At 63.6% G+C, this 18745-nt stretch carries 18 protein-coding genes; 7 read left to right on the top strand and 11 right to left on the bottom strand.

Features of this window, described 5'->3' with window-relative positions; genetic code table 11:
- Positions 1 to 6: 6 nt before the first annotated feature.
- The 5 genes from ACUXV1_RS11190 to ACUXV1_RS11170 all read right to left on the bottom strand — a co-directional run bounded on the left by ACUXV1_RS11190 (position 7) and on the right by ACUXV1_RS11170 (position 5908).
- On the bottom strand, positions 7 to 1140 hold the full coding sequence (locus ACUXV1_RS11190; RefSeq protein WP_081556304.1) for a branched-chain amino acid ABC transporter substrate-binding protein: 1134 nt from the start codon (positions 1138 to 1140) through the stop codon (positions 7 to 9).
- A gap of 75 nt (positions 1141 to 1215) precedes the next feature.
- Positions 1216 to 2697, bottom strand: a complete 1482-nt coding sequence (locus ACUXV1_RS11185) for an aldehyde dehydrogenase (protein ID WP_446015423.1) — start codon at positions 2695 to 2697, stop codon at positions 1216 to 1218.
- Positions 2698 to 2709: 12 nt separating this feature from the next.
- Positions 2710 to 3585 (bottom strand): 4-hydroxy-tetrahydrodipicolinate synthase, encoded by an 876-nt coding sequence (gene dapA, locus ACUXV1_RS11180; RefSeq protein ID WP_081556302.1) that lies wholly within the window; start codon positions 3583 to 3585, stop codon positions 2710 to 2712.
- 74 nt (positions 3586 to 3659) lie between these two features.
- A complete protein-coding gene (locus ACUXV1_RS11175; protein WP_446015422.1) occupies positions 3660 to 4904 on the bottom strand; it encodes an NAD(P)/FAD-dependent oxidoreductase in 1245 nt (414 codons plus the stop codon).
- A 2-nt stretch (positions 4905 to 4906) separates the two neighbouring features.
- Positions 4907 to 5908: a 4-hydroxyproline epimerase gene (locus ACUXV1_RS11170; RefSeq protein ID WP_446015421.1), complete on the bottom strand. Its 1002-nt coding sequence runs from the start codon at positions 5906 to 5908 to the stop codon at positions 4907 to 4909.
- A 373-nt stretch (positions 5909 to 6281) separates the two neighbouring features.
- On the opposite strand from ACUXV1_RS11170, the gene ACUXV1_RS11165 reads away from it, so the two are divergent.
- The 4 genes from ACUXV1_RS11165 (at position 6282) to hcnC (ending at position 10462) form a co-directional block, all read left to right on the top strand.
- The gene (locus tag ACUXV1_RS11165; protein WP_043634040.1) at positions 6282 to 6977 is read left to right on the top strand and encodes a GntR family transcriptional regulator; all 696 of its coding nucleotides are present in this window, start codon (positions 6282 to 6284) and stop codon (positions 6975 to 6977) included.
- A gap of 538 nt (positions 6978 to 7515) precedes the next feature.
- Positions 7516 to 7794: a (2Fe-2S)-binding protein gene (locus ACUXV1_RS11160; protein WP_275888038.1), complete on the top strand. Its 279-nt coding sequence runs from the start codon at positions 7516 to 7518 to the stop codon at positions 7792 to 7794.
- On the top strand, positions 7791 to 9188 hold the full coding sequence (locus ACUXV1_RS11155) for an FAD/NAD(P)-dependent oxidoreductase (protein WP_446015420.1): 1398 nt from the start codon (positions 7791 to 7793) through the stop codon (positions 9186 to 9188). Before ACUXV1_RS11160 ends, ACUXV1_RS11155 begins: the two co-directional genes overlap by 4 nt.
- Before the next feature lie 2 nt (positions 9189 to 9190).
- Entirely contained in the window at positions 9191 to 10462 is a 1272-nt protein-coding gene (gene hcnC / locus ACUXV1_RS11150) for a cyanide-forming glycine dehydrogenase subunit HcnC (RefSeq protein WP_446015419.1), read from the top strand.
- Positions 10463 to 10713: 251 nt separating this feature from the next.
- Here the strand turns inward: hcnC and recR are convergent, their stop codons facing one another.
- The 6 genes from recR to hrcA form a co-directional block, all read right to left on the bottom strand.
- On the bottom strand, positions 10714 to 11316 hold the full coding sequence (gene recR / locus ACUXV1_RS11145) for a recombination mediator RecR (RefSeq protein WP_043591737.1): 603 nt from the start codon (positions 11314 to 11316) through the stop codon (positions 10714 to 10716).
- Between the two features lie 5 nt (positions 11317 to 11321).
- Positions 11322 to 11777, bottom strand: coding sequence for a hypothetical protein (locus ACUXV1_RS11140; RefSeq protein WP_446015418.1), 456 nt, complete (start codon positions 11775 to 11777; stop codon positions 11322 to 11324).
- Positions 11778 to 11847: 70 nt separating this feature from the next.
- Entirely contained in the window at positions 11848 to 12186 is a 339-nt protein-coding gene (locus tag ACUXV1_RS11135) for a YbaB/EbfC family nucleoid-associated protein (protein ID WP_019100549.1), read from the bottom strand.
- Positions 12187 to 12193: 7 nt separating this feature from the next.
- A complete protein-coding gene (dnaX, locus tag ACUXV1_RS11130; RefSeq protein ID WP_446015417.1) occupies positions 12194 to 14098 on the bottom strand; it encodes a DNA polymerase III subunit gamma/tau in 1905 nt (634 codons plus the stop codon).
- A 73-nt stretch (positions 14099 to 14171) separates the two neighbouring features.
- Entirely contained in the window at positions 14172 to 15182 is a 1011-nt protein-coding gene (gene mltB / locus ACUXV1_RS11125; RefSeq protein ID WP_446015416.1) for a lytic murein transglycosylase B, read from the bottom strand.
- A gap of 240 nt (positions 15183 to 15422) precedes the next feature.
- Complete coding sequence (gene hrcA, locus ACUXV1_RS11120) at positions 15423 to 16445, bottom strand: heat-inducible transcriptional repressor HrcA (protein WP_043634063.1); 1023 nt, start codon at positions 16443 to 16445, stop codon at positions 15423 to 15425.
- Positions 16446 to 16754: 309 nt separating this feature from the next.
- On the opposite strand from hrcA, the gene recA reads away from it, so the two are divergent.
- From recA to ACUXV1_RS11105, 3 genes are read left to right on the top strand one after another with little or no spacing between them, the layout of a single operon-like run.
- The gene (recA, locus tag ACUXV1_RS11115) at positions 16755 to 17807 is read left to right on the top strand and encodes a recombinase RecA (protein ID WP_043634066.1); all 1053 of its coding nucleotides are present in this window, start codon (positions 16755 to 16757) and stop codon (positions 17805 to 17807) included.
- Between the two features lie 8 nt (positions 17808 to 17815).
- A complete protein-coding gene (gene recX, locus ACUXV1_RS11110) occupies positions 17816 to 18271 on the top strand; it encodes a recombination regulator RecX (RefSeq protein ID WP_446015415.1) in 456 nt (151 codons plus the stop codon).
- Between the two features lie 2 nt (positions 18272 to 18273).
- Entirely contained in the window at positions 18274 to 18732 is a 459-nt protein-coding gene (locus ACUXV1_RS11105; RefSeq protein ID WP_043634071.1) for an SRPBCC domain-containing protein, read from the top strand.
- Positions 18733 to 18745 lie beyond the last annotated feature (13 nt).

Here is an 18745-nt window from a genome sequence, read left to right as displayed (position 1 = left end):
CTCCTTTCACTGCATCACCGCTCTTGTCGTCCACTGGCCGTTCTTGACCTCGGAAATCGTCACCGCCGCCTTGTTGAGATCGCCTTTGGCGTCAAAGGAAAAATCCGTGCTGACCCCGGCGTAGCTAAGCTTGGCCAAGACCGGCATGAAACGTGCTGGTTCCACCGAGCCCGCCTGCTGCATCGCGGCGGCCACCATCATCATTCCGTCGTAGAACTGCGGCCCCAGCCGCACCACGTCCTGTTTGAAGCGCGCCTGATAGCGCTGGCGGAAAGCCTTGCCCGCCGGTCTGTCGTTCAACTGGCCGCCGGGGATGCCGGCGAAGTGGCCGCCCGCGCTGTCGCCGGCCAAGCTGAGGAAGGTAGGCGTTTGCAGCATGTCGCCGCCCAACAGCCTGGCGTCCAGACCCAGCCGCTTCATCTGCTTGACCATAGGCGCGGCCTGAGCGTCGGCCCCGCCGTAAAAGATCACTTGGGGCCGCAAGGGCTTGACCGAGGTCAGGATGGCGGAGAAATCACTGGCCTTGTCGTTGGTGTACTCGCGGCGGGCGATCTTGCCGCCGCTGGCTTGCACCGCCTTGGCGAACTCGTCGGCGATGCCCTGACCGTAGGCGGTGCGGTCGTCTATCACCACGATGCTGGCCGCCTTCAGCGTTTGCACCGCGAAGCGGCCCAGCGCCGCCCCCACCTGACTGTCGCTGCCCACCAGCCGGAAGGCGGTGCGGTAGCCCTGCCGGGTATAAACCGGGTTGGTGGACACCGACAACTGCGGAACGCCGGCGGCGGCGTAGATGCGCGCCGCAGGGATGGATACTCCGGAGTTGAAATGACCGAGCACCGCCTTGACGCCGGAGTCGACGAAGCGCTGAGCCACCTGAGTGCCGATGCGCGGATCCGCCTGATCGTCCTCCGCCAAGAGTTGGAAGCGCACCGGCTGGCCGCCGACCTGCAGCTTGCGCGCGTTCAATTCGTCCACCGCCAGCCGCGCGGCGTTTTCATTGTCCTTGCCGTAATGCGCCTGCGGGCCGGACAAGGGCGAGGCGAAGCCGATCTTGACCAGGGTTTCGGCAGCGGCCGGCCAGGCGCTTATCAGCAACACGGCGCCAGCGAGCGCCGCCCGCAAGGGGATAATGGGTTTCATCTCGTCTCTCCTTTGTTTTGACATGGGTGCTGCCGAAGGCAGCCCGGCGCCGCGTGGGCGACACCGGGCCTGACTCTAGTTCACGTACCAGATGGTCTTGGTCTGTTGATATTGCTCCAGCGCTTCCAGGCCTTTATCGCGGCCGCCGAAGCCGGACTGCTTGAAGCCGCCGAAAGGCGTGGTGATGTCGCCTTCGGAAAAGCCGTTGACCGACACCGTGCCGGCGCGCAAGGCGGCCGCGACGCGCTGCGCGCGCTTGACATCGCGGGTGTACAGCGAGGCGGCCAGGCCGTAGACGCTGTCGTTGGCCAAGCGCACCGCCTCTTCCTCGCTGTCGAAGGTGCTGACCGCCAGGATGGGCCCGAAGATTTCCTCTTGGAAAATACGCATCTTGGCGCTGACCTGATCGAAGATGGTGGGCTCGATATACCAACCGCTGCCCAGCTCGGCATGGATGCGGCCGCCGTGGACCAGCCGCGCGCCCTCGGCCTTGGCCGCTTCCAGATAGGCTTTCACCCGCTCGAAGTGGGCTTGCTCCACCAGCGGGCCGACCTGAACCGTAGGATCGGTGGGCAGGCCCAGCTTCCAGCCGGCCAGCCGCCGCTTGAGCTTCTCAAGCAACTCGTCCTTGACCGCGGAAGCGACAATCAAGCGCGAGCCGCAGCTGCAGTTTTCGCTCATATTCCAGAACGCCGCGGCCAGCACATCGTCGACAATCTCATCCAGCGCGGCGTCCTCGAACACCAGTTGCGGGCTCTTGCCGCCCAGTTCCAGCACCACTTCCTTCAGATTGCTCTCGGCGGCGTATTGCAGAAACAAGCGTCCCACTTCAGTGGAGCCGGTGAAGGACACCATGTCCACATCCGGGTGCCGGCCCAGCGCCTCGCCCACCGCCTGCCCGGAACCGGTGACCAGGGTCAGCGCGGCGGCGGGGATGCCGGCCTGATGCGCCAGCTGGGTGATGCGATAAGCGCTGAGCGAGGTCTGCTTGGCCGGCTTCACCACCACTGAATTGCCGGCGGCCAGCGCCGGAGCCACTTTCCAAGCGTACATCTGCGCCGGGAAGTTCCACGGCAGCACCGCGCCCACCACGCCTATCGGCTCCTTGACGATGAAGCCCAGCGCTTCCGGCCCGGTGGGCGCCACCTTGCCGTAGCACTTGTCTATCGCCTCCGCGTACCAAGCGAAGGTGTCCAGCGTGGCCGGCAGGTCGGTGTTCAGGCATTCGGTGATCGGCTTGCCGGCGTCGATGCAGTCCAGCGCCGCCAGTTCCTCCACGTGTTCGCGCAACAACGCCACCCACCGTTGCATCGCCTGCTTGCGCTCGGCCGGCGGCCGGCGCGACCATTCGCCGGACTCGAAGCATGCGCGCGCCGCCGCCACCGCGGCGTCGACGTCGACGGCGTCGCCGGCGGCGACATGGCCGATCAAGCTATTGTCCATCGGCGTCATATTGTCCAGCCGCGCCCCCCTGCCCTCATGTCCGGGGATCAGCAAGCCGGCCCATAAGCGCCCTGCGCGGGCGCTCTCGAATACTGCTTCCTTGCTTAATGGCATCTCGTTCTCCCGTTAGCGATCAAACGCGGCCAGCGCGTCGAGAAAAGCCTTGGCTTCCGCGCCCGGCAAGGGCAGCAAGGGCAGACGCACATCTCCGGCGTCGACGCCGTGACGGCGCACGCCCAGTTTGGCCTTCTGGTTGTAACCGCCGGACTCCATCGCCTGGATCGCCGGATACATCGCCGCCATCAGCGCGCGCACTCGCGTCCAGTCTTCGGCCTTGGCGGCGTTCAACATCGCCACCTGCTCGCCGGGGAAGACATTGGCCGCGCCGCTGATCCAACTGCGCACGCCCCAAAACAGGAAATCCGCCGCCTGGTCGTCGCAACCGCAGATCACTTCGAAATCCGGCAGCCGCGCCTGAATCAGCGCCAGGGCGCGGCTGAAATCGCCGCTGCTTTCCTTGATGCCGACGATATTGGGCACGCGGCTCAACTCAATCACGCTGGCGACGTCGATGGAGACGCCGGCGCGGGCCGGAAAGTTATAGAGAATGATGGGCAGCGCGCTGGCGGCGGCCACCGCCTTGAAGTGAGCGATGATGCCGGCCTGATCCGGCAGGCTATAAGCCGGCGGCGCCAGCATCAGCGCCTCGTAACCCAGCTCCGCCGCCTGACGCGCGCGCGCTATCGCGCCGCGGGTGGACAGGTCGTTGGCGCCGGCGATCAAGCGCAACCGGCCCTTGCCCGCCTTGGCCACGCACTCCAGCACTTGGCTGCGCTCGCCTTCGTCCAAGGCGTAGTATTCGCCGGTGGTGCCGCAGGCGACGATGCCGGCGACGCCTTGTTCGATGAAGCGCTCGACCAGTTGCCGCAGCGCCGCCAAATCCAGGCGGCCGTCGCGGTCGAACGGTGTAACGATGGGGACCAGAATGCCTTGTTGTTGCATAGGGTGTTTCCTTTGTGCTTGAGGGTGGACGGAAGCCGCGCGGCTCACTCCAGCGTCGCGATGGGGCCGCGGCGCTAAAAACGCGCCAGGCGGTACGGATGCAAATCCAGGCCGCTGGGACGCTGCAACACCATGTCGCGCAGCAGCGCGCCGGTGGTGGCGGCCAGCGTAAGGCCCAGGTGGCCGTGACCGAAGGCGAAATACAGGCCGGCGCGATCCGGCGCGGGGCCGATCACCGGCACGGTGTCAGGCAGCGACGGCCGGTTGCCCATCCACAACGTCATGTCCTCGGTGGAGAAATCGCCGACGATGCCGCGCGCTTTGTCCAGCAGGATCTCGGCGCGCCGCCAATCCGGCGCTGCGTCGCGGTGCGCCAGCTCCACGGTGCCCGCCAGCCGCAGCCCGCCGTCGGCCAGCGGCAGAATCACAAAGCTTTCGCTGGCGCACTGGATGAAATGACGCAAGGCCACGCCGGCCTTGGGCAAGTTGACGTGATAGCCGCGTTCGCTTTCCAGCGGCACCCGGTAGCGGCACTGGCGGGTGAAACGGTCGCTCCAAATGCCGGCGGCGACGATCACCTGCCCGGCAGCCAGCATGCGGCCGTCGGCGCAGACCACGCCGTCCACCTTGCCGCCGCGCTCGCTCAAGGCGGCCGCTTCCGCTTGTTCGAAAACGCCGCCGACGGCGACGAAGGCATCGAGCAGGCCTCGGCTAAATAGATAGGGATCGTCGACATGGGACCAGGCCGCCACCTTGACCGCGCGCGCCCATCCATCCCGCAGCGCCGGCTCGCAATCCTGAACGGCAGCCTGATCCAGCGTCTGCCAGGCCACGCCGTGCTCGGCCTTGCGTCGCCAAGCCGGCAAGGCCCGTTCAAGTTCGGCCGCATCGCGGTACAAGGTCAGCGCGCCGTGCCGCCGCCACATGCCGTCCAGGCCGGCCCGCGCCACCAGCGGCGCGTAGTCGGCGGCGGCTCGGTTCAACAAGGCCGCCAGCGCGCGGGTCAGCGAAGCCACCCGCGCCGGCCGGCTGGCCAGCGCAAAACGCGCCAGCCACGGCGCCAGCGTCGGCAGATAACGCCAGCGCACCGCCAGCGGCCCCAGCGGGTCCAGCAGCCAGCCAGGCAACCGCCGCCAGACGCCGGGCTCGGCCAGCGGGATCACATCACTGACCGCCAGCGCGCCGGCGTTGCCGTAGCTGGTTTCCCGCGCCGGCTCGCCGCGGTCCAGCAACAACACATCCAGGCCGGCCAGCCGCAATTGCAAGGCCGTGGCGATGCCCACGATGCCGGCGCCGACGACAATGACTCGCTCGCTCATGCTCAGGCCACCTCGAAGCCATGAACATAGGGATCGGCGTCGTCCAACAGGATGCGGTTGTACGCTGTGAAGCGCGCCCAGCCCTGCACCGAAGGCACGATTGCCGGGTAATCTCCAACCTGGGTCTCCGCCAGCACTCGGCCAACGAACTGGCTGCCGATAATGCTCTCGTGGACGAAGCTTTCACCAACGGCGAGCAGGCCGCGCGCATGCCGCTGCGCCAGCCGCGCCGAAGTGCCGGTGCCGCATGGAGAGCGGTCTAGCGCCGACTCGCCGTACAGCACGGCGTTGGCCGCGCTGGAGCCGGCGTTCTTGGGCGCGCCGGTCCACAGGCAATGACGGACGCCGCTGATATTCGGGTCCAACGGGTGGACGATGTCGTAATGCCGGTTCAGGTATTCGCGCAGTTCACGCCCCATCTCCACCAGTTGCGCCGGCGAATAATCCGCCATGTCGCGGTAGCCCGGCTGCGCCTCGACAATGGGATAGAAGTTGCCGCCGTAGGCGATATCCACTCGCAAGCGGCCCAACGCCGACACCTCCGCCTCCACGTCGCGCAAATAGAGAAAAGACGGCACATTGGTCAGCGTTACCGCGGCGACCTTGCCGCCCTCCATCCGATATTGAGCCGCCACCTTGCCCGCTGGCGTGTCCAGGTTCAACACCCCGGGCTCGGCCGGCCTCACCAGCCCGTGTTCCAGCGCCATGGTGACCACGCCTATGGTGCCGTGGCCGCACATCGGCAGACAGCCGCTGGTCTCGATGTACAGCACCGCGATATCGCAATCCGCCCGCGTCGACGGATACAGGAAGGCGCCGGACATCTGCGCATGGCCGCGCGGCTCGAACATCAAGCCGGTGCGTATCCAGTCATAGCGACGAATGAAGTCCAAGCGCCGCTCCGCTTGCGTCTCGCCTTCCAACTTCGGGCCGCCGTTCACTACCAGCCTTACGGGGTTGCCGCAGGTATGCCCATCCAGACATTCGAATTCGCGCACCGCCATGTTCTTGCTCCTCGCATGTGATGTGGCCACTCTAACCCCGTCATTTTTTGAATACAATTTTTACAGTTCAAGATGGAGATGCGCCAGCGTAGAGAAAGCATTGATTTACATTAAATTAGATTTTTTATTCAATAAAATCATTGCTTTATGTTTTGTTGCTTTTTATCATCTTGCATTGCAGCATGTTTGATATCATGGAAAATCGTGATAACCATGCAAAAAATCATCAATATTTGAATACAAAAATACACACCAATCCGTAAACAGAACCTACAAAGATCAAAGCCGGCCGCAATCAAGCCGCCCTTGCCTTGCCATTGCCGGCCCACTCCGCGCCTGTGATAATTTGAGGATTCCAACCGTCGACACCGCCATGCCTCGAACCACCGCCCCGCGCCAAACCCTCACCGCCACCACGACCGACACACTGCGCCAGCGCATCTTGCTGGGAGAATGGCCGGCCGGCACTCAACTGCGCCAGGAAGCGCTGTCCAAGGAACTTGGCGTCAGCCGGGTGCCGCTGCGAGAGGCGCTGCGGCAACTGGAGGCAGAGGGCTTGGTGGCGATTACCGAGCGGCGCGGCGCGGTGATCGCCCAACTGTCGCTGCCGGAAGTGATGGAGTTGCTGCGGGTAAGAGTGCTGCTGGAATGCGATATGTTGCTGGAGGCCGTGCCGCGGCAGACTCAGGCGGATCTGGATGCGGCCGGGGCGCTGCTGACGCAATTTGAAGAAGCGCTGCGCCGACGGGATGTCGGCGCCTGGGGCATCCTGAATTCACGCTTCCACCTAGCGCTTTATCAGGCGGCCAACCGGCCGCAAACCCTGGCGCTGATAGAGCAGCTTCACAACCGCACCGACCGCTACACGCGGATGCAGATTCTGCTGACCAATTTCAGCGACCGCGCCCACCGCGAACATAGCGAAATGCTCGAATTGTGCCGTCGCAAGGATGCAATCAGCGCCGCAGCCTTCTTGCGACAGCACATTCTGAACGCGGAAGAGGCTCTGGAGGCCTGGTATCAGGAGCACCAGAGCGAAACCGGCCGCAATGCGCGCAAGCGGCCCTGAAACCCACCTGGAAAAATTCCGCAAGGGCTTGGTTTCAAACAAAAAAGTCCTGAAGCACACTATATCCAATGACTAAAATAATGATATTGACATCATTTTTCAAGCCATTTGATTATAATCAATTAATGTACAGTTTTGAAAATGCTATACGCATTAAAATAACAGAAAAACATATTATTCCAACGGTTTAACAACACGCAAAACCCACACAACTATTTGTTTTTTAATTAAAAACAAATAGACCACCCTCTTGCCGCACTCACTGACGCAGCCAATCTGTATACATCTGATTACAGAAATCTGTACATTGCCTGTATCCATACAATGCGATAACAATGCTGCGACAATTTAAAAGCGATTCATCATAGTTAGACTACGGCAGACGCCATATAGTCTGATTGTCTGACTAAAATCAGACGCGACAAAATCGCTCGCAGCCGGAAAAGACTGTCCACTCTCCGGCACCTCTTTCGTGTCAGCAGAACCAGAACGAGCTATTTCGATGCCAAATTTAGACAGAAAATATGACATTCAGAAATTGAATGCAGATCAAATCGCCATTAACATCAATGGCAACACCGTCGTCGCCGCGCAGGGCGAGACCGTACTCAGCGTGCTCAACGCCGTTGGCTTGCGCCGCGTCAGCCGCAACGACAGCCAGCAAACCATGGGTTCCTACTGCGGCATGGGGGTATGCCACTGCTGCCTGGTGCGCATCGACGGCCGCTACAAACGCCGCGCCTGCCAGACAGTGGTGCAAGCCGGCATGACCGTGGAGACCGCGGCCAACCGCATTGAACTGGAGGGCCTGCAATGAGCATGCGCCCCATCATCGTCGGCGGCGGCCCCGCCGGCATGGCCGCCGCCATCGAGCTGGTCAACCATGGCCAGCCCTGCACGCTGATAGACGAAGCCTCGCGTCTGGGCGGCGTGGTTTACCGCGGCCCCTTGCGTCAAGGCGTGACCCTGGACTACCTGGGCGAACGCTACCGCGACGCCATGCAAGCTCTGCACTCGGAGTTCGCCAAGGTCAGCCACGCGGTAGAAGTCAAACTGAACACCCGCATCGTCGGCGGCGAAGCCGGCCAATGGCTGTACGCGTTGAATGAACAAGAAAAGGTCGAGAAGATCGACTTTGAGCAATTGCTGCTGTCCGCCGGCTGCCATGAGCGCAGCGTGCCCTTTCCAGGCTGGACCCTGCCCGGCGTGATCATGCTGGGCGGGCTGCAATTGCAGATCAAAAGCGGCGTGGTCAAGCCGCTGGGCCGCACCACCATTGTAGGCACCGGCCCCTTGCTACCGCTTGTGGCCTGTCAATTGCACCGCACCGGCGCAGAAGTCCAAGGCGTCTACGAGGCCAGCTCCTTTGGCCGCATCGCCAAGGAAACCCTGGCCATGCTCAACAAGCCGCAGCTGTTCCTGGACGGCCTGAGCATGCTGGCTTACCTGAAACGCCACGGCGTGCCGCTGCACTACGGCTGGGGCGTGGTGGAGGCAAGCGGCCAGCAAGAGGTGCAGGAAGTCACCGTCGCGCCGTACGACGACAACTGGACGCCGGATCTGAACCGCGCGGTCAGCCTGGCCACCGAAACCCTGGCGGTGGGCTACGGCTTCATTCCGCGCACCCAACTCACGCAGCAAATGTGCCTGCGCCACGCTTACGACGCCGACGGCTTCCTCAAACCGGAAATCAACGGCTGGCAACAGAGCAGCGAAGCCCACATCCATCTGGCCGGCGACATCGGCGGCCTGCGCGGCGGCGAAGCCGCCATGCTGAGCGGCCGTATCGCCGCCCAGTCCATGCTCAAACAAAGTGGCGCGATCAGCGCCGAACTGGCCGAGAAAAATCGTCAGCGCTATCTGACGGAGTTGAAGGCGGTGCTGCGCTTCCGCGTGGGCATCGACAGCTTTACTCAGCGCGGCAGCGGCCAGTTGACGCTGCCGCGGGAAGACACGGTGATCTGCCGCTGCGAGAACGCCCTGCGCAAGGATATCGACTCCGCGCTGGAACAAGGGGTGCAGGACTTGATCAGCCTGAAGATGCGCACCCGCGTCAGCATGGGCGACTGCCAGGGCAAGATGTGCGTCGGCTATTGCAGCGACCGCCTGCGCGAGCACACCGGCAAGGCGGACGTGGGCTGGATCCGGCCGCGCTTCCCGCTGGACCCCTTGCCCTTCTCCGCCTTCCAAACCGAAACCGAAGAGGCCTGACCATGAGCAGACAATACGACATCGTGATTGCCGGCGGCGGCGTGATCGGCGCCTCTTGCGCCTACCAGCTGTCCAAACGCAAAGACCTGAAAATCGCGCTGATCGACGCCAAGCGCCCCGGCAACGCTTCGCGCGCCTCCGCCGGCGGCCTGTGGGCGATCGGCGAATCGGTGGGCCTGGGCTGCGGCGTGATTTTCTTCCGCATGACCTCGGCCAAAAACAAGCGCGAGGCGGCCGGCGCCGCCATCGCCGTGGACGCCAGCACCCCGCACATCCTGCCGGAGTCCTTCTTCAATTTCGCGCTGGCCTCCAACGCGCTGTATCCAGCCCTGCATCAGGAGTTGATCGAAAACCACGGCATGGATTTCAAGTTCGAGGAGACCGGGCTGAAGTTCGTGATCTACGACGAGGAAGACCAACTCTACGCCGAACACATCGCCGCGCAGATCCCCCACCTATCCGATCAAGTTCGCTGGGTGGACCAGGCTCAGCTGCGGGAAAACGAGCCCTATATCAGCCACGAAGCCACCGGCGCGCTGGAATTTCTGTGCGACCATCAAGTCAGCCCCTTCCGCTTGACCGACGCCTACACCGAGGCGGCTCGCCAGAACGGCGTTGACGTGTTCTTCAACACCAATGTCACCGGCGTGCTCAAGCAAGGCTCGCGTGTCACCGGCGTTCGCACGCTGGAAGCCGGCGAATTCCACTGCCACACCCTGATCAACGCGGCCGGCTCCTGGGCCGCCGAGCTGAGCCAATGGGCAACCGGCGTCGGCATTCCGGTCAAACCGGTCAAAGGACAGATCGTGTTGTCGGAAAAAATGCCCAAGCTGCTGCGCGGCTGCATCACAACCAGCGATTGCTATATCGCGCAGAAAGACAACGGCGAGATCCTGATCGGCAGCACCACCGAGGACAAGGGCTTCGACGTCACCAACACCTATCCGGAAATCGCCGGCCTGGTCAAAGGCGCTATCCGCTGCCTGCCCGAGATGCAAAACATCAACATCAAGCGCTGCTGGGCCGGCCTGCGCCCCGGTTCGCCGGACGAGCTGCCCATCCTGGGCCCGATGCAAGGCGTTGACGGCTACCTGAACGCCTGCGGCCATTTCCGCACCGGCATTCTGACTTCGGCCATCACCGGCGTCATGCTGGACGCGCTGGTGCGCGGCGAGACGCCGCCGCTGGACGTCACCCCCTTCCTGGCCGACCGTTTCAACGCTCCGGCCACCCAACCGACGACACAGAAAGCCGACGAACCGGCGCTCTCCTAAAACGCGAAAGCCCGCACGCATGCGTGTGGGCTTTCACACTGATTCAGATGTTCCTCTGTTACAGGCCGGCTAGTCCGGCCTGCTTTTTTTGCCCTCCTGGCCAGCCCTACAAAGCGGCTCAAGTCTCGCAAGCAAAGACGAGACAAGGCGAAACCGAACAAATAGCGGAATGGTCAAGTGGTGCATGAGCATTCTGAGCTTGTACTCACCATGCAAGGCTCCACGAAGCGAGGCAGGCTTTGAACAGGCTCTTACTGGCCAATGCCGCGGCGCTCATATACCGCCTGCGCCAAAGTGCCCAGATCGACGTATTCCAGTTCGCCGCCCACCGGCATGCCGCGCGCGATGCGCGTCACCTTCAGGCCACGCTCCTTCAGCAGCTCGGCGATCATATGCGCGGTAACCTCGCCTTCCGCGGTGAAATTGGTGGCGATGATCACCTCCTGCACCGCGCTGTCCGCCGCCCTCACCAGCAGCTTGTCCAGATTGATGTCTCGCGGGCCGACATTGTCCAGCGGCGAGATGCGGCCCATCAACACGAAATACAAGCCATCGAAGCACTTGGCCTGTTCCAGCGTCAGCAGATCCGCCGGCATCTCCACCACGCACAGCAAATCCTGACGGCGCTCCTCGTCGGCGCAGATCGGACACAGCGGCGTTTCGCTGAAAGTATTGCAACGCTCGCAGTGGGTCAGCTGAGTCAAGGCCCGGTCCAGCGCGCGCGCCAGCTTGTCCGCGCCCTTCTTGTCGCGTTGCAGCAGATGGAAGGCCATGCGCTGCGCGGTTTTGGGGCCGACGCCCGGCAACACTTTCAGAGCGGAGATCAGGTGATCTAGAGCGGGAGGGTTCTTCATCGCTTTCACAATCGGTAAAAACGGCGGCGCAAACGCGCATGCCGCCAGGCAAAGACCAGACGGAAAATGCCGTAATGCAGTGTCAAAAGCCAGGGGGCGCGCGGCGCGAAGCCGACGCGATCCACTACTTCGCAGCCATCGGGCAAGGCGCGCACCCGCCGCCGGTGCAGCCAGCGCCGCTGGGTCAGCATGGTCGAACGCTCGTCGAAGGCGCCCGGTTCCAGCCGCGTCAGCCCCAAGTCATCGTATTCCACCGGCAGCAGGCCAAACAGCAGAATCCAGCAACGTCCGATTTGCGCCGGAGCCGTCAACCCGGCAGGCAGGGCCTTGCCCGGCAAGCGCATGTGGAGCCAGGGCCACAATTCGTCGTTGACGCCTGCGGCGCGGGTGGCGTGCGCCCACACCCTGTCGGCATTCACGCTCAGCCGGCTGCGCACGGTGAAATGGGCGAATCGGCGCATGGCTACCCCGGGATCAACGCAAAAATGGCCCGGCGCGCGCCGAGCCATCCGGATGCCGAAATCGTCGCGATCAGAACGGCAGCTTCATGCCGGCCGGCAGGTTCAGACCCGCGGAAAAACCGGACATCTTTTCCTGGGTGGTGGCTTCCACCTTGCGCACCGCGTCGTTGAACGCGGCGGCGATCAGGTCTTCCAGCATTTCCTTGTCTTCCTTGGCGTCGTCCAGCAGGCTGTCGTCCAGGCTGACGCGCTTGACGTCGTGAGAGCAGGTCATCACCACCTTGACCATGCCGGCGCCGGATTGGCCCTCCACTTCCACCTTGGCCAGTTCTTCCTGCGCCTTTTTCATATTGTCCTGCATTTGCTGGGCCTGCTTCATCAGGCCGGCGATGCCACCTTTGCCAAACATAATCGTTTCACTCCTTCACGGGTTGAATGGTTTCGATGAGCAGCGTCGCGTCGAATTCGCGCACCATTTGCTGCACCACCGGATCGTTTTTCATATTCTCGCGCGCGATGTTCAACTGCTCCTGCCGATGGCGAGCGTCTTTCATCGCCGGCGTTTCCAGGCCCAGCTCCTCCACCGTCACGGCCAATTCCACCGGCCGGCCGAAGCGTTCGCTCAGCGCTAACTTGAGCTTGTCCTGATAATCGCGGCTGGTCATGTGGCGGAAGCTCTCCGGCACCGCCAGCGCCAGGCGATCCTGGCTCCAGTCCTTCAATACCGCATTATGGGCCAGCATGCGCGCCGCGCCCAGCTTGGCGCCCAATTCGGTCACCAAGGCCTGCCAGTCGCCGTCAAACTGATAATCGACCGCTTCCTCCGGCTCTTGCTGCAGATAGGACGGCATCTCCTCGTCCGCCGCGGCGCCCTGATCCCAAGGCACATCGTCGGGGCTGACGTCGCCGTCGCTATCATCGTCCTCGTCATCCGCGGCTTCCGGCTTGGCCGGCGGCGCGACCGGGCGGGCCGGAGCAGCTTGCGGCGCGGCTTGCGGAGCCGGCCTGGCTTCCGGCGCGGCAGGCTCGGGTTCGGGTTCCGCCGCCGGGGCGCTTTCCTGTGCCGGGGGCGGCGCGGACTGACGCGGCGCCGGCGAACTCAGGCCGGCGGCCTGCAAAGCGCGCGCGGCTGGCGAAATCCCCCCAGGCGCGGCCGGGGCCGACTGCGCTGGCGGCTGTTGCGGCCGCGTAGACGCGACGGCGGCAGGCCGCGACGGCGCGGACTCCGGCTGCGTGTTGGCCGGGTGGAAGGCCAGCATGCGCAGCAGGGTCATATTGAAACCGGCGTGCTCGTCCGGCGCCAGCGCCAAGTCTTTGCGGCCATGAATGGCGATCTGGTAATACAGCTGCACGTCCTGCGGCGAGATGGCGTCCGCCAGCGCCTGCAACGCGTCGCGTTCCGGCTCGTCCTGGGCGATCGCCTGCGGCACGGTCTGCATCAGCGCCAACTGCTGCAACAAGACCGCCAATTCGCTCAACGCGCCTTCAAAGCTGACGCCGCGCTCGGCCAGGCTGTCGGCTTGCGCCATCAGCTGCGGGCCGTCGCCGGCCGCCAACGCCTGCAGCAAGGCAAACAGGTAACGGCGGTCCACCGCGCCCAGCATCGCGCGCACGCCGTCTTCCTTCACGTCGCCCAGACCGTAGGCGATGGCTTGGTCCAGCAGCGACTGCGCGTCGCGCATGGAGCCGGCGGCCGCGCGGCCCAGCAGGGCAAGCGCCGGCGCTTCGTAGGCGATGCCTTCCACATCCAACATATGGGCCAGATGGCCGGCCACTTGCTGCGGCGTCATATTGCGCAGCGAGAACTGCAAACAACGGCTCAACACCGTCACCGGCACCTTCTGCGGGTCGGTGGTGGCCAAGATGAATTTGACGTGGGCCGGCGGCTCCTCCAGCGTCTTCAGCATCGCATTGAAGGCGCTCTTGGACAGCATGTGCACTTCGTCGATGATGTAGACCTTGAAGCGGCCGGAAGTTGGCGCGTACTGAGCGTTTTCCAGCACTTCGCGGATATTGTCGATGCCGGTGTTGGACGCGGCGTCGATCTCCAGCAAATCGACAAAGCGGCCGGTGTCGATCTGACGACAGGCCGAGCATTCGCCGCAAGGCTCCGCGGTGGTGCCGGTTTCGCAATTGAGGCTCTTGGCCAGAATCCGGGCGATGGTGGTCTTGCCCACCCCGCGCGTCCCCGTCAGCAGATAAGCGTGATGCAGACGCTGTTCTTTGAGGGCGTTGGTCAAGGCGCGCACCACGTGCTCCTGGCCGACCAGATCGGCAAAGCGCTTGGGACGCCACTTACGGGCAAGGACTTGATAGCTCATGGGGGCGGATTTTAATGGCAATTGCCGCGCGTGGCGACAGGTTTCGCGCCGCCGCGGCGGGCGGCGCGCGGCGTCACGGCTGGGCGGCGGCCTGGCCCGCCAGGTAGCGCTGGCGCAGCTGATCCGCGATTTCCTGCACTGCCTTGGCGTACAGCGTGCTGCGGTTGTAGCGGGTAATCACGAAGAAGTTGTTGAGGCCCAGCCAGTATTCGGTCACGCCGGGCGCCGTTTCCAGCGGCACCAGCACCGCCGGCACGTCGTCGGCCACCGGCGACTGCGGCGTCACGCCCATTTTCTTCAACTCGCCCACGGTGTAATGCAGATTGAACTTGTCGGCGATCAGCTGATCGACCTGTGGCCCCGGCTGGACGCTGGCCGGCAGGATGACGTCGTCGCCGTGGCGCCAGCCGTGGCGCTGGAAGTAATTGGCCACGCTGCCGATCACGTCGTCCGGATCGCTCCAGATGTCGCGGTGACCGCTGCCGTCGAAATCCACCGCCCATTTTCGGAAGCTGGACGGCATGAACTGCGGCCAGCCCATCGCCCCGGCGTAAGAGCCCTTCAGCGTCAGCGGGTCCTTGCCCTCCTCCTTGGCCAGCAGCAGGAATTCGGTCAGCTCCTTGCGGAAGAATTCGGCGCGGCGCGGGTAATCGAAGCCTATGGTGGACAAGGCGTCCACCAAGCGGAAAGATCCGGTGTTGCGGCCGTAATGGGACTCCACGCCCAGAATGGCGACGATGAGCTCCGGCGCCACGCCATACTGCTGCTCGGCGCGCGTCAGCGCGGCGGCGTTGGCGCGCCAGAACGCCACGCCGTCTGCGATGGTCTTTTCTCCCACCGTGGAATTGCGGAACTGATACCAGGGCCGCGAGGTGGACGGCTTATCCAGTATCTTGATGATGTTGGGCTTGAGTTCGACGTTGGCGAATACAGCCTCCAGCTCCGGGCGGTTGAACTGGCCGCCTGCCACTTGCTCGTCGATGTAGCGCTGAACGTCCGGACGCGCCAGGAAAGCCGCGTCGGCCTGTGCCAGCTGGAAGGAGAACAGGGCCGCCAACGGGGCCAGTTTAAGCAGAGATTTCATGGGCTGGTTTCTGAATAAGCGTTTTTGACTTAGCCGCGCTTCTTTCAAAAGAGCACGGCGCGAAAACTAAAAGCCACCGAGCGGCCGGCTCCTGGCGTTAGAGCCTGTTTACGAGCTCGCGAGCAAGAGCGAGACAAGGCGAAAACGACCGAAAAAGCAGAATGGCCAAGTGGTACATGAGCATTTTGAACTTGTTTTTAACGCTGTATCGCCGCAGCGCGGCAGATCGTAAACAGGTTCTTAGACCCGGAACGACAAGGCGCTGGACACCAAGCGCGCGGTAATGTCGACAATGGGTATCACCCGCTCGTAAGCCATCCGAGTGGGGCCGACCACGCCCAACGCGCCGACCACCTGCCCGTTGATCCGGTAAGGCGCCGTCACCACCGAGCATTCGTCCAGCGTCACAACGCCTGACTCCTCGCCGATGAAAATGTTCACGCCCTGGGCTTCCCGCCCTTGATTCAGCAGCTTGAGCAGCTCGGTCTTGCGTTCGAACACGCTGAACAACTGGCGCAACCGCGACAAGTCCTCGGACAGGTCGCTCACCTCCAGCAAGCGGCTGCCGCCGGCCACCACCACCGCGGCGCTGCTGGCGGTCATCGAACTCTGCCCCAGGCGGATCGCCGCCGACATCAACTCGGCGATGTCGCCCTGCAACTGACGCAACTCGTCCGCCACCCGGCTGGCGATGCTGCCCAACCCCTGACCGGCGTAATGCTGATTGATGAAATTGCCGGCCTCTATCAGCTCCGACGGCGTGTAGTCGCGCTCAGTCGTCAGCAAGTGGTTCTGCACGTCGCCGTCCAGCGTCACCAATATCATCAGCACGCGCCGCTCGGACAGCCGCAGGAATTCAATCTGGCGGAAAGCGATGTCGGAACGCTGCGGCGTGACGATCACGCCGGCGAAATGAGTCAGTTCGGACAACAGCGAGGACGCGGACTGGGCGACGCGCTGCGGGCTGTCCGGCTGCAAATTCAGCTCCAACTCGTGCAGCGCCGCCTCTTCCAAGGGCTGGATGGTGAGCAGACGATCGACGAACACGCGGTAGCCGCGCGCGGTGGGCACCCTGCCCGCCGAGGTATGCGGGGCCGCGATCAGCCCCATCGCCTCCAGTTCCGCCAGCACGTTGCGGATGGACGCGGACGACAGTTCGACGCCGGGCAGCATTGACAGGGTTTTGGACCCCACCGGCTGGCCGTCGACGATATAGCGTTCGATCAGAACCTTGAGCAGGTGTTGCGCGCGTTCGTTCATCATGATGGCTTCATTGTACACAGGGTGGACACTTGTAAAAGTGGTCGCAATCACAACTTTTTCAAGCGAGATCGCGGTTTCCCGTTCCGAAGGACGGTATCGCCGGCAAGCGGCTCTGCCGTTGACCAAGGCTTTATGAGATAATCGACGACATCTTTTCGACTATCGGCGCGGCAAGCGCGAGCGCGGCGGGGCAGCCCCGCCGGCGCCGCGCAAACCCCTGTCCGGCATCGGGTTTTTCCCGCCGCCATGGACACGGGCCGCCGCTAGCCGACCATTCATTTTGTTTAGCGCCCCCACACTGGAGACAGCATGGCATCCGAAGACAAGAGCAAAGCGTTGGCCGCGGCCCTTGCCCAAATTGAAAAGCAATTTGGCAAGGGTTCGATCATGCGCATGAGCGACAACCAGATCAACGAAAACTTGCAGGTAGTCTCCACCGGCTCGCTGAGTCTGGACTTGGCGCTTGGCGTCGGCGGCCTGCCGCGCGGCCGCGTGGTGGAAATCTACGGCCCGGAGTCGTCCGGTAAAACCACCCTGTGTCTGCAAGCGGTGGCCGAGATGCAAAAATTGGGCGGCACCTGCGCCTACATCGACGCGGAAAACGCGCTGGACCCGCAATATGCGCAAAAGCTGGGCGTCAAGGTCGACGACCTGCTGATCTCGCAGCCGGACACCGGCGAGCAGGCGCTGGAAATCTGCGACATGCTGGTGCGCTCCAGCGGCGTCGATCTGATCGTGATCGACTCGGTGGCCGCCTTGGTGCCCAAGGCTGAAATCGAAGGCGAGATGGGCGATAGCCACGTGGGCCTGCAAGCCCGCCTGATGAGCCAGGCGCTGCGCAAGCTGACCGGCAACATCAAGCGCACCAACACCCTGGTGATCTTCATCAACCAGATCCGCATGAAGATCGGCGTGATGTTCGGCAACCCGGAAACCACCACCGGCGGCAACGCGCTGAAGTTCTACGCCTCCGTGCGCCTGGACATCCGCCGCACCGGCGGCATCAAGAAGGGCGAGGAAGTGATCGGCAACGATACCCGCGTCAAAGTGGTGAAGAACAAAGTATCGCCGCCGTTCCGCCAGGCCGATTTCGAAATCCTGTACGGCGAGGGCATCTCCCGCCAGGGCGAAATCATCGAACTGGGCGTCAAGCACGGCTTCATCGATAAATCCGGCGCCTGGTACGCCTACAACGGCCAGAAGATCGGCCAGGGCAAGGACAACACCCGCGAATGGCTGAAGGCCAACCCGGAAATCGCGGCCGAAGTGGAACGCAAGATCCGCGACGCGGTGGGCATCAAAGTGGAAATCACTGAAGGCCAACCGGACGAAGAGTTCGCGGACGACGCGCTCGACGCCTGATTCCCTGAATGGAAAAAAGCCTGAGGGCGCGAGCCGTCGACCTCCTGTCCCGCCGCGAATACACGCGGCGGGAACTGGAGCGGCGGCTCGCTCCATTTGCGGAAAGCCCGGAACAACTGACCGCGCTGCTGGACGAGCTGGCCGAACGCAGCTGGCAGTCCGATCAACGTTTCGCCCAACAGTTCGCCGACAGCAAGGGGCAACGCTACGGCAGCCGCCGCCTGCAGCAGGAAATGCGCCAGCGCGGCGTGGATGCCGAGCTGATCCGCGACGCGCTGCAAGACCGCGACGACCTTGCCGCCGCCCAGGCGCAGTGGCTGAAGAAGTTTGGCCACCTGCCGGCCACGCCGCAGGAACGCGCGCGCCAGATCCGCTTTCTGGCCGGACGCGGCTTCCCGATGTCGGTGATCGGCAAGGTGCTCAGCGGCGTCGACGACGACGACTTTCCCGCCGACGAGGACTAAGCATGCAAACGCGCAGCATCGCCACCCATATCGACATCGACGCTGCGCCGTCCGCGGTCTGGCGCGTGCTGTGCGACTGGGCCGCCTACCCGGAGTGGAACCCCTTCATCGTCGGCCTGCACGGCCGCCAACAGATAGGTTCGCGCCTGGTGGTCAGCATTCACCCGCCCGGCCGGCCGCGCCTGACCTTCCGCCCGCGGCTGGAAGTCTTGCAAACGACGGATGAACTGGCGTGGCTAGGACGCGCGCTGCTGCCGGGCCTGCTGGACGGCCGCCATAGTTTCCGCCTGGAAGCGCTGGCGGACGGCGGCACCCGGCTGCATCACGGCGAAACTTTCAGCGGCCTCTTGCTGCCCTTGTTCGGCCAGGCGCTGCTGGCCGATGCCCGCAAGGGTTTCGAATTAATGAACCAGGCGCTCAAGCGCCGCGCCGAAACCCTTGCCAGCGCGGGCGCGGCTTGACACAATCAGCTGT

It is taken from the genome of Chromobacterium sp. W521 (assembly GCF_052805975.1).
Note: the sequence above shows the minus strand (reverse complement) of the source record. Positions and strands in the feature narration are given on the sequence as shown.

Excerpts from the sequence above, each read along its gene's own strand:
- ACUXV1_RS11190 (WP_081556304.1), bottom strand. The coding sequence starts at position 1,140 with ATGAAACCCATTATCCCCTTGCGGGCGGCGCTCGCTGGCGCCGTGTTG.
- ACUXV1_RS11185 (WP_446015423.1), bottom strand. The coding sequence starts at position 2,697 with ATGCCATTAAGCAAGGAAGCAGTATTCGAGAGCGCCCGCGCAGGGCGC.
- dapA (WP_081556302.1), bottom strand. The coding sequence starts at position 3,585 with ATGCAACAACAAGGCATTCTGGTCCCCATCGTTACACCGTTCGACCGC.
- ACUXV1_RS11175 (WP_446015422.1), bottom strand. The coding sequence starts at position 4,904 with ATGAGCGAGCGAGTCATTGTCGTCGGCGCCGGCATCGTGGGCATCGCC.
- ACUXV1_RS11170 (WP_446015421.1), bottom strand. The coding sequence starts at position 5,908 with ATGGCGGTGCGCGAATTCGAATGTCTGGATGGGCATACCTGCGGCAAC.
- ACUXV1_RS11165 (WP_043634040.1), top strand. The coding sequence starts at position 6,282 with ATGCCTCGAACCACCGCCCCGCGCCAAACCCTCACCGCCACCACGACC.
- ACUXV1_RS11155 (WP_446015420.1), top strand. The coding sequence starts at position 7,791 with ATGAGCATGCGCCCCATCATCGTCGGCGGCGGCCCCGCCGGCATGGCC.
- hcnC (WP_446015419.1), top strand. The coding sequence starts at position 9,191 with ATGAGCAGACAATACGACATCGTGATTGCCGGCGGCGGCGTGATCGGC.
- recR (WP_043591737.1), bottom strand. The coding sequence starts at position 11,316 with ATGAAGAACCCTCCCGCTCTAGATCACCTGATCTCCGCTCTGAAAGTG.
- ACUXV1_RS11140 (WP_446015418.1), bottom strand. The coding sequence starts at position 11,777 with ATGCGCCGATTCGCCCATTTCACCGTGCGCAGCCGGCTGAGCGTGAAT.
- ACUXV1_RS11135 (WP_019100549.1), bottom strand. The coding sequence starts at position 12,186 with ATGTTTGGCAAAGGTGGCATCGCCGGCCTGATGAAGCAGGCCCAGCAA.
- dnaX (WP_446015417.1), bottom strand. The coding sequence starts at position 14,098 with ATGAGCTATCAAGTCCTTGCCCGTAAGTGGCGTCCCAAGCGCTTTGCC.
- mltB (WP_446015416.1), bottom strand. The coding sequence starts at position 15,182 with ATGAAATCTCTGCTTAAACTGGCCCCGTTGGCGGCCCTGTTCTCCTTC.
- hrcA (WP_043634063.1), bottom strand. The coding sequence starts at position 16,445 with ATGATGAACGAACGCGCGCAACACCTGCTCAAGGTTCTGATCGAACGC.
- recA (WP_043634066.1), top strand. The coding sequence starts at position 16,755 with ATGGCATCCGAAGACAAGAGCAAAGCGTTGGCCGCGGCCCTTGCCCAA.
- recX (WP_446015415.1), top strand. The coding sequence starts at position 17,816 with ATGGAAAAAAGCCTGAGGGCGCGAGCCGTCGACCTCCTGTCCCGCCGC.
- ACUXV1_RS11105 (WP_043634071.1), top strand. The coding sequence starts at position 18,274 with ATGCAAACGCGCAGCATCGCCACCCATATCGACATCGACGCTGCGCCG.